The sequence below is a fragment of the Nocardioides gansuensis genome, assembly GCF_003076135.1.
GTDB lineage: Bacteria > Actinomycetota > Actinomycetes > Propionibacteriales > Nocardioidaceae > Nocardioides > Nocardioides gansuensis.
In genome coordinates this window covers 391,376-405,818 of sequence record NZ_QDGZ01000004.1, presented here as the reverse complement: position 1 = coordinate 405,818, position 14,443 = coordinate 391,376, and the positions used below count along the sequence as shown (strand labels likewise).

14 protein-coding genes are annotated in these 14,443 nt (G+C 71.9%); 10 read left to right on the top strand and 4 right to left on the bottom strand.

Going from position 1 to position 14,443, the window contains the following annotated elements:
• Nucleotides 1-3: 3 nt before the first annotated feature.
• The 3 genes from DDE18_RS11455 to DDE18_RS11445 are packed head-to-tail and all read left to right on the top strand — an operon-like array spanning nucleotide 4 to nucleotide 2,602.
• On the top strand, nucleotides 4-945 hold the full coding sequence (locus DDE18_RS11455) for an ABC transporter ATP-binding protein (RefSeq protein ID WP_245916614.1): 942 nt from the start codon (nucleotides 4-6) through the stop codon (nucleotides 943-945).
• Nucleotides 942-1,706: an ABC transporter permease gene (locus tag DDE18_RS11450; protein ID WP_245916613.1), complete on the top strand. Its 765-nt coding sequence runs from the start codon at nucleotides 942-944 to the stop codon at nucleotides 1,704-1,706. The genes DDE18_RS11455 and DDE18_RS11450 overlap by 4 nt, the downstream gene beginning before the upstream one ends.
• 2 nt (nucleotides 1,707-1,708) lie before the next feature.
• On the top strand, nucleotides 1,709-2,602 hold the full coding sequence (locus tag DDE18_RS11445) for a COX15/CtaA family protein (protein ID WP_245916612.1): 894 nt from the start codon (nucleotides 1,709-1,711) through the stop codon (nucleotides 2,600-2,602).
• On the opposite strand, the gene DDE18_RS11440 is transcribed toward DDE18_RS11445, so the two are convergent.
• Nucleotides 2,592-3,539 carry a heme o synthase gene (locus DDE18_RS11440; protein WP_116572378.1) on the bottom strand — a complete coding sequence of 316 codons (948 nt, stop codon included), beginning with the start codon at nucleotides 3,537-3,539 and terminating at the stop codon, nucleotides 2,592-2,594. The genes DDE18_RS11445 and DDE18_RS11440 overlap by 11 nt on opposite strands.
• A 190-nt stretch (nucleotides 3,540-3,729) precedes the next feature.
• Between DDE18_RS11440 and tkt the strand changes: the two genes are divergently transcribed.
• From tkt to DDE18_RS11405, 7 genes are all read left to right on the top strand, one after another.
• Entirely contained in the window at nucleotides 3,730-5,787 is a 2,058-nt protein-coding gene (gene tkt, locus DDE18_RS11435; protein WP_245916636.1) for a transketolase, read from the top strand.
• A gap of 59 nt (nucleotides 5,788-5,846) precedes the next feature.
• Entirely contained in the window at nucleotides 5,847-6,968 is a 1,122-nt protein-coding gene (gene tal / locus DDE18_RS11430) for a transaldolase (protein WP_116572376.1), read from the top strand.
• Complete coding sequence (locus tag DDE18_RS11425) at nucleotides 6,965-8,575, top strand: glucose-6-phosphate isomerase (RefSeq protein ID WP_116572375.1); 1,611 nt, start codon at nucleotides 6,965-6,967, stop codon at nucleotides 8,573-8,575. Before tal ends, DDE18_RS11425 begins: the two co-directional genes overlap by 4 nt.
• The gene (gene zwf / locus DDE18_RS11420; protein WP_116572374.1) at nucleotides 8,572-10,110 is read left to right on the top strand and encodes a glucose-6-phosphate dehydrogenase; all 1,539 of its coding nucleotides are present in this window, start codon (nucleotides 8,572-8,574) and stop codon (nucleotides 10,108-10,110) included. Before DDE18_RS11425 ends, zwf begins: the two co-directional genes overlap by 4 nt.
• On the top strand, nucleotides 10,107-11,024 hold the full coding sequence (locus tag DDE18_RS11415) for a glucose-6-phosphate dehydrogenase assembly protein OpcA (protein ID WP_245916611.1): 918 nt from the start codon (nucleotides 10,107-10,109) through the stop codon (nucleotides 11,022-11,024). The genes zwf and DDE18_RS11415 overlap by 4 nt, the downstream gene beginning before the upstream one ends.
• Nucleotides 11,021-11,743: a 6-phosphogluconolactonase gene (gene pgl / locus DDE18_RS11410; protein ID WP_116572373.1), complete on the top strand. Its 723-nt coding sequence runs from the start codon at nucleotides 11,021-11,023 to the stop codon at nucleotides 11,741-11,743. Before DDE18_RS11415 ends, pgl begins: the two co-directional genes overlap by 4 nt.
• A gap of 179 nt (nucleotides 11,744-11,922) precedes the next feature.
• On the top strand, nucleotides 11,923-12,891 hold the full coding sequence (locus DDE18_RS11405; protein ID WP_116572372.1) for a type IV toxin-antitoxin system AbiEi family antitoxin domain-containing protein: 969 nt from the start codon (nucleotides 11,923-11,925) through the stop codon (nucleotides 12,889-12,891).
• 116 nt (nucleotides 12,892-13,007) lie between these two features.
• Here the strand turns inward: DDE18_RS11405 and DDE18_RS11400 are convergent, their stop codons facing one another.
• Genes DDE18_RS11400 through tpiA form a run of 3 tightly spaced genes read right to left on the bottom strand, consistent with a single transcriptional unit; the run spans nucleotide 13,008 to nucleotide 14,442 of the window.
• Nucleotides 13,008-13,367 (bottom strand): RNA polymerase-binding protein RbpA, encoded by a 360-nt coding sequence (locus DDE18_RS11400; RefSeq protein ID WP_116572371.1) that lies wholly within the window; start codon nucleotides 13,365-13,367, stop codon nucleotides 13,008-13,010.
• A gap of 10 nt (nucleotides 13,368-13,377) precedes the next feature.
• Nucleotides 13,378-13,617 carry a preprotein translocase subunit SecG gene (secG, locus tag DDE18_RS11395; RefSeq protein ID WP_116572370.1) on the bottom strand — a complete coding sequence of 80 codons (240 nt, stop codon included), beginning with the start codon at nucleotides 13,615-13,617 and terminating at the stop codon, nucleotides 13,378-13,380.
• Between the two features lie 30 nt (nucleotides 13,618-13,647).
• Nucleotides 13,648-14,442, bottom strand: a complete 795-nt coding sequence (tpiA, locus tag DDE18_RS11390) for a triose-phosphate isomerase (RefSeq protein WP_116572369.1) — start codon at nucleotides 14,440-14,442, stop codon at nucleotides 13,648-13,650.
• Nucleotide 14,443: the final 1 nt, after the last annotated feature.

Genomic DNA, 14,443 nt, shown 5'->3' with positions numbered 1-14,443 from the left:
CCGGTGCCCGCCGCCTCCTCCCCCGCCGTCGTCGTCGACGGCCTGGTGATGCGGTACGGCGACAAGGTCGCCGTCGACGGCCTCTCGCTCGAGGTCGCCCGCGGCTCGGTCACGGCAGTGCTGGGCCCCAACGGCGCCGGCAAGACGACCACCCTGGAGACCTGCGAGGGCTACCGCAAGCCGCAGTCCGGCTCGGTCCGGGTGCTCGGCCTGGACCCGCAGCGCGACCGGCGCGACCTGCTCCCGCGGATCGGGGTGATGCTGCAGAGCGGAGGCGCCTGGAGCGGCGTGCGCGCGAGGGAGATGCTCGACCACGTGGCGCGGCTGCACGCGCATCCGCTCGACACCGGCATGCTGTCGGACCGCCTCGGCCTGGACGACTGCGGGAGCACGCCCTACCGGCGCCTCTCGGGCGGCCAGCAGCAGCGGCTGGGCCTGGCGATGGCGCTCGTGGGCCGGCCGGAGCTGCTCTTCGTGGACGAGCCGACCGCCGGCATGGACCCCGCCGCGCGGCGTACGACGTGGGAGCTGCTCGAGGAGATCCGGGCCGACGGGGTGACGGTCGTGCTCACCACCCACCACCTCGACGAGGCCGAGCGGCTCGCCGACACGGTGCACATCATCGACCGCGGCCGCCTGATCGCCAGCGGCACCCCGGCCGAGCTGACCCGGGGAGGCCGGTCCGCGACGATCCGGCTCGTCGTCACCCGCCCCTTCCCCGACGGCGCGCCCGAGTCGCTGCGGATCGCGCTCGGCGAGGGCACCGAGGTGCGCCAGCTCGACGCCGTCAGCATGCTGATCAGCGGCCCCGCCGACAGCACCACCCTCTCCACCGTCTCGCGCTGGTGCGAGGAGCACGACGTCCTCCCGGAGTCGCTGTCGCTGGGCCAGCGCACCCTCGAGGACGTCTTCCTCGAGCTCACCGGACGGGAGCTCGAGCCGTGAGCGGCACCTTCGCCCCCAGCCCCGGCGCCGCGCCGCTCGCCCGCCAGGTGCTCGCCCAGGCCACCATGGAGACGCGCCTGCTGCTGCGCAACGGCGAGCAGCTGCTCCTGGCCGTCGTCATCCCGGTGATCGTGCTGGTGGGGGGCGTCGCCGCCATCGACCGGATCGGCCTCGACCTGCCGCACCGCCCCGTCGACGCGCTGACCCCCGGCGTGCTCGCCCTGGCCGTCATGTCCACCGCCTTCACCTCACTCGCCATCGCCACCGGCTTCGAGCGGCGCTACGGCGTGATCAAGCGCCTCGGCTCCTCGCCGCTCCCCCGTCACGGCCTGCTGCTCGGCAAGGTCGGCGCGCTGGTGCTCGTGGAGCTCGCCCAGCTGGTGGTGCTCGGCGGCGTCGCCCTGGCCCTCGGCTGGGATCCCCACCCGTCGTACGCCGGCACGATGGCCGCCGTCGTGCTCGGCACCGCCGCCTTCGCCTCGCTCGGCCTCTTCGTGGCGGGCGTGCTGCGCGCCGAGGCGACCCTGGCCCTGGCCAACCTCGTCTACCTGCTGCTCACCGCCGGCGGCGCCGTCGTCGTGCCGGCAGCCGAGTACGGCGCGCTCGGCGAGGTCGCCGTATGGCTGCCCTCGGGGGCGCTGGGCGAGGCGATGCGAGCCGCGCTGCTGGAGGCCCGGGTCGATGCGACGGCCCTCGTCGTCCTGGCGGTCTGGGCCGTCGCCGGGACCGTACTGACCGCCCGGACCTTCAGATGGGAGTGACCGTGGCTCCGACATCCCACCGGCCGAGGTGGCTGTGGCCGCTCGCGGTGGCCAACCTCGTCGCCAACGTCGGGATCGTCGTCACGGGCGGCGCCGTCCGGCTCACCGGGTCGGGGCTGGGCTGCCCGACGTGGCCGCGGTGCACCGAGGAGTCCTACGTCGTGCACGGCGAGCTCGGGATCCACGGGGCGATCGAGTTCGGCAACCGGATGCTCACGTTCGTGCTCGTGGTGATCGCAGTCGCCTGCTGGGTCGCCACCCTCGCCTCCCTGGTCCGCACCTGGCGCAGCCGTCGCGACTGGCGGCCCTTCGTGCTCGCCACGGTCATCGCCCTGGGGATCCCGGCCCAGGCGATCATCGGCGGCGTCACGGTGCTCACCGACCTCAACCCGTGGGTGGTCTCGCTCCACCTGCTTGTCTCGATGGCGATCGTCGGGGTCTGCGTGGCGTTGCTCGACGAGCTGCGCGGCCCCGAGCGGGTGGCGTCGACACAGCCGCTGCAACGGCTCACGTGGCTGGTCCTGGCCCTCGCCTGGGTCGTGCTCTACCTCGGCACGGTCGTCACCGGCAGCGGTCCGCACTCCGGCGACCTCGAGTCGCGGCGTACCGGCCTGGACCCGCAGCTGATGTCCCACGTCCACGCGATCGCGGTCTACGCCCTCGTTGCCGCCACCCTCGGCCTGGTGGTCTGGGCCCGCGGAGGCGGTCAGCAGCCCCTCGCCAGCGCGGCCGGCGGGCTGCTGCTCCTCGAGCTCGCCCAGGGCCTGCTGGGCTTCGTGCAGTACTGGACCGACCTCCCCGTGCTGCTCGTCGGCCTGCACATGCTCGGCGCCGCCCTCGTCTCGGCAGCGGTCACCTGGGTCGTGCTGGCGGGCCGCGCCAGGACTAGCGCGTGAGCAGAGGGTCGAGCGCGACGGCCACGAAGAGCAGCGAGAGGTAGAGGTTGGAGCTGTGGAACAGCCGCATCGGGTTGATGTCGGCGAGCGCGTCCGAGGCCCTGGCGCGGCCCCACATCCGGTGCGCCTCGAGGAGGAACACCGCGCCGAGCACCGCGGCGGCCGCCGGGTAGAACCAGCTCGTGCCGGCCACCGGCCACAGCAGCAGCGAGGTCGCGACCATCGCCCAGCTGTAGAGGACGATCTGGCGGCCCACCTCCGCGGCAGGCTTGACCACCGGCAGCATCGGCACGTCCACGCCCGCGTAGTCCTCGCGGTAGCGCAGCGCCAGCGCCCAGGTGTGCGGGGGCGTCCAGAAGAAGACGACCAGGAAGAGGACCACCGGCGTCCAGGCGAGCTCGCCCGTCACGGCGGTCCACCCGATCAGCGCCGGGAAGCACCCGGCCAGCCCGCCCCACACGATGTTCTGGGTGGTGCGGCGCTTGAGCAGCATCGTGTAGACGAAGACGTAGAACGCATTGGCCAGCAGGGACAGCGTCGCGGAGAGCCAGTTGACCCACAGGGCGAGCACCACGGTGGAGAGCACGGCGAGCACGGTCGCGAAGACCAGGGCCGAGCCCGCCGAGACGATGTGCCGCGGCAGCGCCCGCCGGCGGGTGCGCCGCATCTGCTCGTCGATGTCCCGGTCGTAGACGCAGTTGTACGCCGAGGCGGAGCCCGCCGACAGCGCGCCACCGACGACGGTGGCGACCACGAGGCCGAGCTCGGGGATGCCGCGCGCGGCGAAGAACATCACCGGGACCGTGGTCAGCAGCAGCAGCTCGATGACTCGCGGCTTGGTGAGCCCGACGTACGCCGCGACGACGTCCTTGATCGTCGCCTGCTCCGCCTGCTGCGAGTCGGCGGCAGCAGACGCCGACTGGGCGACGTACGTCACGAAGGTTCCTCGGAGGCAAGGGAGGCAGGTGCGGGTCGAGTCTATCCCGCGGCCTGAGTAGGCTCAGCAATGCCTGCGAAAGAGGCGGCCTGATGAACATCGCGAGAGGAACGACGTGACCCCCGAACTGCCCGCACTGGACTGGACCGACGTGGACAAGAAGGCGGTGGACACGGTCCGGGTGCTCGCCATGGACGCGGTGCAGAAGGTGGGCAACGGCCATCCCGGCACCGCGATGAGCCTCGCTCCGGCTGCCTACCTGCTCTACCAGAAGGTGATGCGCCACAACCCCTCCGACCCGCACTGGCCGGGCCGTGACCGCTTCGTCCTCTCCGCGGGCCACTCCTCCCTCACCCAGTACATCCAGCTCTACCTCGGCGGCTGGGGCCTGGAGCTCGACGACATCAAGGCGCTGCGCACCTGGGACTCCAAGACCCCCGGCCACCCGGAGTACGGCCACACCGCGGGCGTCGAGACCACCACCGGCCCCCTCGGCCAGGGCATCGCCAACGCCGTGGGCATGGCGATGGCCGCGCGCTTCGAGCGTGGCCTGCTGGACCCGGACGCGGCCGAGGGCGAGAGCCCCTTCGACCACCAGATCTACTGCATCTGCTCCGACGGCGACCTCCAGGAGGGGGTGAGCGGCGAGGCGTCGTCGATCGCCGGCCACCAGCAGCTCGGCAACCTCACCGTCATCTACGACGACAACGAGATCTCCATCGAGGACGACACCAACGTCGCGTTCACCGAGGACGTCGCCGCCCGCTACGAGGCCTACGGCTGGCACGTCCAGGTCGTGGACTGGACGAACGGCGGCAACGAGTACGCCGAGGACGTCGACGCCCTGTTCGCGGCGATCTCCGCGGCGCGTGCCGAGACGGCCCGGCCGAGCATGATCGTGCTCCGCACGATCATCGCCTGGCCCGCACCCAACGCGCAGAACACCGGCAAGGCGCACGGCTCGGCCCTGGGCGCGGAGGAGGTCGCGGCGACCAAGGAGATCCTCGGCTTCGACCCCGCCCAGACGTTCGAGGTGCCCGACGAGGTGCTCACCCACACCCGTCTCGCGGTCGACCGCGGCAAGGAGGTCCAGGCGGCCTGGCAGGAGACGTTCGACGAGTGGGCGGCCGAGAACGAGACCGGCTTCGCGCTCTACACGCGCCTGCAGAGCCGCACCCTGCCCGACGGCTGGGACGCCGACCTGCCCCGCTACGACGCCGACGAGAAGGGCGTGGCCACCCGCAAGGCGTCCGGCCAGGTGCTCAACGCCATCGCGGCCCGCGTGCCCGAGCTGTGGGGCGGCTCCGCCGACCTCGCGGAGTCCAACAACACCACCATCGAGGACGCCGCCTCCTTCATCCCGGCCGAGCACTCGACCGACATGTGGAAGGGCGACCCCTACGGCCGCGTCCTGCACTTCGGCATCCGCGAGCACGCCATGGGCGCGATCCTCAACGGCATCGCCTCCCACGGCGGCACCCGCGTCTTCGGCGGCACCTTCCTCACGTTCAGCGACTACATGCGCCCGTCCGTGCGGCTCGCGGCGATCATGCGCCTGCCCGTGACCTACGTCTGGACCCACGACTCGATCGGGCTCGGCGAGGACGGCCCCACCCACCAGCCGGTGGAGCACCTGGCCGCCCTGCGTGCGATCCCCGGGCTCGACGTCGTGCGCCCCGCGGACGCCAACGAGACGGCCGCCTGCTGGCAGGCGGTGATGCGCCACACCGACCGCCCCGCCGGCCTGTGCCTGACCCGCCAGAACGTGCCGACCTTCCCGCGCGGCACCGACGCCGACACCGGTGAGCGCTGGGCCGACACCACGGACGTCGAGAAGGGCGGCTACATCCTGCTCGACGCCCCCACCATCGACGACCGTGCCGGGCTGCCCGACGTGGTGCTCGTCGGCACCGGCTCGGAGGTCCAGCTCGCGGTCAGGGCGCGCGAGATCCTGGCCGCTGAGGGCATCCGGGCGCGCGTGGTTTCGATGCCTTGCCGCGAGTGGTTCGACGCGCAGGAGTCGAGCTACCGCCAGACCGTCATCCCGCCCACCGTCAAGGCCCGGGTCTCGGTGGAGGCCGGCATCGCGCAGGGCTGGCGCGAGGTCGTGGGCGACCACGGCCGCATCGTCTCCCTCGAGCACTACGGTGCCAGCGCGGACTTCGCCCGCATCTACCAGGAGTTCGGCATCACCGCGGAGGCCGTCGCCGCGGCCGCCCGCGACAGCATCGCGGCATCGGCGGGCTGAGCCCTGTCCCACCCCGCTCCGACAGGCATCGCACGGCACATCCATTCCGGAGGAAGCTCATGACTGACCGTTTGAAGGCCCTGGCGGACGCCGGGGTGTCGATCTGGCTCGACGACCTGTCGCGCGAGCGGCTCGAGACCGGCAACCTCGCCGAGCTCGTCGAGACGCGCTCGGTCGTGGGGGTCACCACCAACCCGTCGATCTTCGCGGCGGCCCTCGCCGACGGCGAGCGCTACGACGAGGAGGTGGGCGCGCTCGCCGAGGCAGGGGCGGGCGTCGACCTGGCGGTCTTTGAGCTCACCACCACCGACGTGCGCAACGCCTGTGACCTGCTCCGCCCGGTCTACGACGCGACGGGCGGCCTGGACGGCCGGGTCTCCATCGAGGTCTCCCCCGACCTCGCGTTCGACACCGCCGCGACGCTGGAGTCGGCGCGCGCCCTGTGGGCGGAGGTCGACCGGCCCAACCTCCTGGTGAAGATCCCCGCCACCACCGAGGGCGGACCTGCGATCACCGACGCCCTGGGCGAGGGCATCAGCGTCAACGTCACCCTGATCTTCGGCCTGGGCCGCTACCGCGAGGTCATGGAGGCCTACGTCGCGGGCCTGGAGAAGGCCGACGCCGCCGGCCTCGACCTCTCCGGCATCCAGTCGGTCGCCTCGTTCTTCGTGTCCCGCGTGGACACCGAGATCGACAAGCGGCTCGAGGCCATCGGCAGCGACGAGGCGCTCGCGCTGCGCGGCAAGGCGGGCGTCGCCAACGCCCGGCTCGCCTACCGTGCCTTCGAGGAGTTCTTCACCGGCGAGCGCTGGCAGGCGCTGGCCGCCAAGGGCGCCCACCGCCAGCGCCCGCTGTGGGCGTCGACGGGCGTGAAGAACCCCGACTATCGCGACACCATGTACGTCGCCGACCTGGTGGTGCCCGAGACCGTCAACACGATGCCCGAGAAGACCCTCGAGGCGTTCGCCGACCACGGCGAGGTCCTCGGCGACCAGGTGAGGCCGTTCTACGACGACGCCCAGGCGCACATGGACGCACTCGCCGCGGTCGGCATCGACTACGACGACGTCATCTCCACGCTCGAGCAGGAGGGCGTCGACAAGTTCGTGGCGTCCTGGAAGGAGCTCCTCGAGACGGTGTCGGGACAGCTGGAGCAGTCGGGCCGGAAGGCCCAGCAGTGAGCGCGGGCGTCGAGCTCGTCGCCAGTGACAAGGGCGCCCTCGAGGCCACCCTCGACCGGCTGATCGCCGACGGGGTCGCCTCGGGCATCGCCCGTCAGGACAGCACCCTGTGGGGTCCCGCCGCCGAGGAGGAGTCGGCCAAGCGGCTCGCCTGGGTGAGCCTCTCCTCCGCCTCCCGGCACCTGGTCCCCGAGATCATGGCGCTGCGGGACGAGCTGCGGGCACAGGGACTCGACCACGTGGTGCTGTGCGGCATGGGTGGCTCGTCCCTGGCTCCCGAGGTGATCTGCGAGGCCGCCGGGGTCGACCTCGACGTGCTCGACTCCTCCGACCCCGACTTCGTGCGCACGGCCATCGAGAAGGACCTGGCCCGCAGCGTCGTCGTGGTGTCGTCCAAGTCCGGTGGCACCGTCGAGACCGACAGCCAGAAGCGGGCCTGGGAGAAGGCGTTCACCGACGCCCGCATCGACCCGGCCGAGCGCATCGTGGTCGTCACCGATCCCGGCTCGCCGCTCTCGGAGGCCGCGACCGCAGCGGGCTACCGCGTCTTCCATGCCGACCCGGCGGTCGGGGGCCGCTACTCCGCGCTCACGGCGTTCGGGATCGTACCCAGCGGCCTGGCCGGCGCCGACATCTCCGCCCTCCTCGACGAGGCCGACGCCGTGCGCGCGGCGCTCGAGACCGACACGGCCGACAACCCGGGGCTCGCGCTCGGCGCCCTGCTCGGCACGGCAGCCAGGGTCGGGGTCGACAAGATGGTGCTGGCCTCGGCGGGCGCGCCGTACGCCGGTCTGGGCGACTGGATCGAGCAGCTCGTGGCCGAGTCCACCGGCAAGGACAGCCTCGGCATCCTGCCCGTGGTGGTCGAGTCCACCGAGGCGCCCAACTGGCAGCCCAGCACGCCCGACTCGGTGCTCGTCGCCTACGGGCCGAAGGCGCCCGTCCTCTCCCCCGCCTCCGGCTGGGGTGCGGTGGTCGACGGGTCGCTGGGTGCCCAGCTGCTGCTGTGGGAGTACGCCACCGCCATCGCTGGCCGGGTCATCGGCATCAACCCGTTCGACCAGCCCGACGTCGAGAGCGCGAAGGCCGCGGCCCGGGCGATGCTCGACGGCGGCGGCGCGCAGCCCGAGCCGGCCTTCGTGGACGGCGACGTCACGGTCTACGCCTCGCCCGGCTGGCTGCCCGAGGGCACGGCGACGGTCGTCGAGGCCGTGGAGGCACTGCTGGCGCAGCTCGACCCCCAGCACGGCTACGTCGCGGTGCAGGCCTACCTCGACCGCCACCGCGACGCCGACCTGGCCATGGTGCGGGGCCGGCTGGCCGAGCGCACCGGCCGGCCGGTGACCTTCGGGTGGGGCCCCCGCTTCCTGCACTCGACCGGGCAGTACCACAAGGGCGGGCCCGCGACCGGCGTCTACCTCCAGGTCACCGGCCAGCCCGAGGCGGACCTCGCGGTGCCCGACCGGCCGTTCACGTTCCACGAGTTCCTCACCGCGCAGGCCGTCGGCGACGGCCAGGTGCTGGCCGACAAGGGCCAGCCCGTGCTGCGGCTCCACCTCGCCTCCACCGACGACCCGACGGGTCGTCTCGGGGAGGCCCTCGGGTGACGTCGTACACCAACCCGCTCCGGGACCCGCAGGACCGGCGCCTGCCGCGCATCGCGGGTCCCTGCGGGATGGTCCTCTTCGGCGTCACCGGCGACCTGTCGCGCAAGAAGGTGATGCCGGCGATCTACGACCTCGCCAACCGCGGGCTGCTGCCTCCGGGCTTCAGCCTGGTCGGGTTCGCACGGCGCGACTGGGCCAACCAGGACTTCGCCCAGATCGTGCACGACTCGGTCAAGCAGCACGCGCGTACGCCGTTCCGCGAGGAGGTCTGGCGCCAGCTCGCCGAGGGCTTCCGCTTCGTGCAGGGCGACTTCGACGACGACCGCGCCTTCGAGCAGCTGCGACTGACGCTCGACGAGCTCGACCTGGAGCGCGGCACCGGCGGCAACTTCGCGTTCTACCTCGCCATCCCGCCCGGCTTCTTCGGCACCGTCGTCGGGCAGCTCGAGGAGCACGGGCTGAGCAAGGGCGGCGACCCCGCCTCGGGCGGGCCGTGGCGACGGGTCGTGGTGGAGAAGCCGTTCGGGCACGACCTGCAGTCCGCGCGGGAGCTGAACGCGACCCTCGACGGCGTCTTCCCGCCGGAGTCGGTGTTCCGCATCGACCACTACCTCGGCAAGGAGACGGTGCAGAACATCCTGGCGATGCGCTTCGCCAACAACATGTTCGAGCCGATCTGGAACTCCAACTATGTCGACCACGTGCAGATCACGATGGCCGAGGACATCGGCATCGGCGGCCGCGCCGGCTACTACGACGGCATCGGGGCGGCGCGCGACGTGATCCAGAACCACCTGCTCCAGCTGATGGCGCTCGTGGCGATGGAGGAGCCGACGTCCTTCACCGCCGACGCGCTGGCCACCGAGAAGCAGAAGGTGCTCGCCTCGGTCGTGCTGCCGCAGCGGCTCGACCTCACCACGGCGCGCGGGCAGTACGCCGCGGGCTGGGCGGGTGGCGAGAAGGTGATCGGCTTCACCGACGAGGAGGGCATCCGGAAGACCTCCACGACGGAGACCTTCGCCGCCATCACCCTCCACGTCGAGACCCGGCGCTGGGCCGGGGTCCCGTTCTACCTCCGGACCGGCAAGCGGCTCGGCCGCCGGGTCACCGAGGTGGCCGTCGTCTTCAAGCGAGCGCCGCACCTGCCGTTCAGCGAGACCGCCACCGAGGAGCTGACGCAGAACGCGCTGGTGATCCGGGTGCAGCCCGACGAGGGCATGACGATGCGGTTCGGCTCCAAGGTGCCCGGCACCGCGATGGAGATCCGCGACGTCAACATGGACTTCGCCTACGGCGGCTCGTTCACCGAGGCGAGCGCGGAGGCCTACGAGCGGCTGATCCTCGACGTCCTCCTGGGTGACCCGCCGCTGTTCCCCCGGCGCGAGGAGGTCGAGCTGTCCTGGCGCATCCTCGACCCGATCCTCGACCACTGGGCGGACAAGGGCCGTCCGGAGCCCTACGCGTCCGGCACCTGGGGTCCGGAGTCCGCGGACGCGATGCTGGCCCGCGACGACCGCACCTGGAGGCGGCCATGACGATGATCGAGCTCGTCGACACCACCTCGTCGAAGATCGCGGCCGAGTTCGTCAACGCCCGCAAGCGCGCCGGCAGCCCCGCGATGGGCATGGTGATGACCCTGCTCATCGTGGTGCCCGACGAGGATGCCGAGAAGGCCATGGAGGCCGCCCAGCGCGCCTCCCGCGAGCACCCCTCGCGGGTGCTCGGCGTGATCCTGGGCGACGCCCGCGGCAAGGGCCGGGTCAACGCCCAGGTCGGCAGTGGCGGCGGCTGGGGCGGCGAGATCGCCCTGATCCGGCTCAAGGGCGAGGTCGTCAAGCACGCCGAGAGCGTCGTGCTGCCGCTCCTCCTGCCCGACTCCCCCGTCGCGATCTGGTGGCCCACCGATCCGCCGGCCGACCCTGCTGCCGACCCGCTCGGCGCACTGGCGAGGCGACGCATCACCGACTCCGCGGCGGTCGGCCGTGCCCGGTCCAGGGCGATCTTCACCCAGTGCGCGGCGTACGCCGCCGGCAACACCGACCTGTCCTGGACGCGCCTCACGCCGTGGCGGGCCCTGCTCGCCGCCGCGCTGGACCAGCACCAGCTCCGGGTGACCGGTGGCTGTGTCGCAGCGGAACGGTTCAGCCCCAGCGCCGAGCTGCTCGTCGCGTGGCTGTCCTGGCGGCTCAAGGTGCCCTTCGAGCGCACCGTGTCCGAGGGCCCAGGCATCACCGAGGTGCGGATGGACACCCGGGAAGGGCCGATCGCCATCTCCCGGGCCGACGGCAGGCTCGCGACGTTCTCCTCGCCGGGCCGCCCCGACCGGCCGGTCGCGCTCAAGCGGCGCGAGGTGCCGTCGCTGCTCGCCGAGGAGCTGCGGCGCCTCGACGAGGACGACACCTATGCCGCAGTCGCGAAGCAGCTGGTGAAGAAGAAGGTGGGAACGTGACCGGAGAGCTCGTGCGGCACCCCGATGCCGAGACCCTGGCGGCCGACGTCGCCTCGCGCCTGCTGGAGCGCCTCGAGGAGGCGCAGTCGCGCGGTGAGGTCCCGCAGATCGGCCTCACCGGCGGCTCCATCGCCGACGCGATCCACCGCGAGCTGGCGCGCCGGGCGCCCGACTCCTCGGTCGACTGGTCCCGCGTCGTGATCTGGTGGGGCGACGAGCGCTTCGTCGCCGCCGACTCCCCCGACCGCAACGAGCGGCAGGCCCGCGAGGCGCTGCTCGACCATGTGCCGGTCTCGCCCGCCCACGTCCATCCGGTCCCGTCGAGCTCGGAGGTGCCGACGGCGGAGGACGCCGCGGCGGCGTACTCCGCCACCCTGGGCACCCACGGCGCCGACGGCTTCGACGTGCTCATGCTCGGCGTCGGGCCCGACGGGCACGTCGCGTCCCTGTTCCCGGGCCACGAGGCGCTCGACGCCGACGACACGGTCGCCGTCGCGGTGCACGGCTCGCCCAAGCCGCCGCCCGACCGGGTGTCGCTGACCTTCCCCGCCCTCAACCGGGCGAAGGCGGTGTGGTTCCTCGTCAGTGGCGAGGAGAAGGCCGCCGCGGTGGCGGCCGCCCGCTCCGAGGGACCCGTCTCGGAGACCCCGGCCCGCGGCGTACGCGGCCTCGACGAGACCCTCTGGCTCGTCGACGAGACCGCCGCCTCCCGGCTCTAGCGACTTGGCGCATCTGCACACTCACGACCCGCCGAGTCGGCGCATCTGCACACGCAAGGCCCGCCGAGTCGGCGCATCTGCACACGCGAGTCGTGCCGAGTCGGCCCATCTGCCCCGGTCATCCACAGGCAGTCGGTACGACGGTGTGCGCAGGCATTCGGCCGGGCAGACCTTCCGGCATGGATCTCGATCGCTGGCTGTTCCAGCCGTTCCTCGACGACACGTTCCCTCTGCCCCTCTGCGCGCCCTTCACCACAGCGCAGGCGGTCAGGGAGGGCGTGCCTCGTCGTTGGCTGTCCGAGCTCGTGTCCGCCGGCCTCCTCAGACACCCGGTCAAGGGTTGCTACCTCAGCAGCCACCTGCCCGACGACGTGGCCACCAGGGCGGCCTGCCTTCGTCTGGTCGTGCCCGAGGACGCGGTGGTCGTGGACCGGCACGCCGGGTGGTTGCACGGCGCCGAGATGCTCCTTCGTCCGAATGAGCACCTCGATGCGCTTCCGATCGCCATGTACCTGCCTGCCGGGCGCGGGCGACTGAGGAACAAGCTCGCGGACAGTGGCGAGCGCACCTTCCTGCCGGAGGACCTGACTGAGGTGGAGGGCGTGAGGGCGACGACGGTGTTGCGGACCGCCCTGGATCTCGGCCGCCAGCGATGGCCCGAGCCTGCACTGACTGCCCTTGACGCGCTCCACCGACTCGGCGTGTTCACGATCGACGAGCTCGTCGCGGAAGTCGACCGGTTCACAGGCATGCGATGGGTGACCACCTTGCGTCTCGTCGCCCCCCACACGGACGGACGGTCGCAGTCGGGCGGCGAGACGGTGATCCGGTGGCGGTGGAAGCACCTGCCGTTGCCGTCGCCGACGCCACAGGTCGAAGTGCGCAATGCCGGGCGGGTCGCCTTCATCGACGTCGGCGTCGAAACCACCCGCTTCGGGTGCGAGTTCGACGGGGAGGAGTTTCACACCGAGGACGAGGACCGAGAGCACGACCAGACGCGTCGTGCCTGGCTCGACGAGGACGCCGACTGGGTGATCAAGCCGGTCACCACGAAGGAGGTCTACCGCGGCGACGGCCTGCTCGACGCGATCCTGGTGGAGGGATTCAAGGAAGCCATCCAGCGTGTGCGCCGCCGTACCGCCGCTTGATCGCAGATGCGCCGACTCGATGCCCTCAGCGTGTGCAGATGCGCCGACTCGGCGCTCTCAGCGTGAGCAGACGCGCCGACTCGACAGCTTCAGCGTGTGCAGACGAGCCGAGTCGCCTAGAAGATGACCTCGCCCGACTTGCGGCGACTGCGGAGCAGCTGGATCGCCTCGTCCAGGATGTCGGCCGCCTCGGCGTCGGAGCGGCGCTCCTTCACGTAGGCGAGGTGGGTCTTGTAGGGCTCGATCTTCGGCGCCGGCGGCGGGTTGTCCGCGTCCATGCTCGCCGGCAGCCCGCACTTGGGGCAGTCCCACGAGTCCGGCACCTGCGCCTCGACCGAGAAGGTCACCACCGAGCGGTGCTCGTGAGCGCAGAAGTAGGTCACCGCCTGACGCGGTGCCGCCTCCCCGCGCTCCGCCTCGCCCATCGGGCCCGCACCGACGCGGCTCCCACGGATCGCGTTCCCACCACCAGCCATGTGTCCTCCTTCAGGGGCCCTGGTAGGCCATGAGCAGCCCCAGGGCGATGATGCACGCGAACCAGATGATCCCCACGCCGATCGTGAACCGGTCGAGGTTGCGCTCGGCCACCGACGAGCCTCCAAGCGTGCTGGAGACGCCGCCGCCGAACATGTCGGACAGGCCGCCCCCGCGACCCTTGTGCAGCAGGACCAGCAGGATGAGGATCGAGCTCGTCAGGACGAGCAGGATGGTGAAGAGCAGAATCACGTCGCGAAGCCTACGTCACTCATCAGCAGGTCACAGGACCGGCATGTCGTAGAAGCGGCAGATGCCGCCGAACTCGTCGACCTGGAGGCTCGCGCCCCCGACGAGGCACCCGTCGACGTCCGGCTTCTCCATGATGCCGGCCACGTTGGCGGCCTTCACGGAGCCGCCGTAGAGGATCCGTACGCCGTCCGCGGCGGCGTCGCCGTGGACCTCGCGGATCCGCGCGCGGATCGCCCCGCAGACCTCCTGCGCGTCGTCGGGGGTGGCGACCTCGCCCGTGCCGATGGCCCACACGGGCTCGTAGGCGACGACGAGGCCGGTCACCTGCTCGGCCGTGAAGCCGGCGAGCGAGCCGTCGACCTGGGCCAGCGTGTAGCTGACCTGGTCGCCGGCCTTGCGCACGTCGAGGCCCTCGCCGACGCACACGATCGGGGTCATCCCTGCCGCCAGCGCCTTGTGCGCCTTGGCGTTGACGACCTCGTCGGTCTCGGCGTGGTACTCACGCCGCTCCGAGTGCCCCACGACGACGTAGGAGCAGCCGAGCTTCGAGAGCATGCCCGCCGAGATCTCGCCCGTGTAGGCGCCACTGTCGTGGAAGGAGACGTCCTGCGCGCCGTAGCCGATCGAGAGCCGGTCGCCGTCCACCAGGGTCTGCACCGAGCGGATGTCGGTGAACGGCGGCAGGACGACGACCTCGACCTTGCCGTAGTCGTGCCGCTTGTCGGACAGCGTCCACGCGAGCTTCTGGACCAGCACCACCGCTTCCTGGTGGTTGAGGTTCATCTTCCAGTTGCCCGCCATCAGCGGCGTGCGGGTCGAACCCATG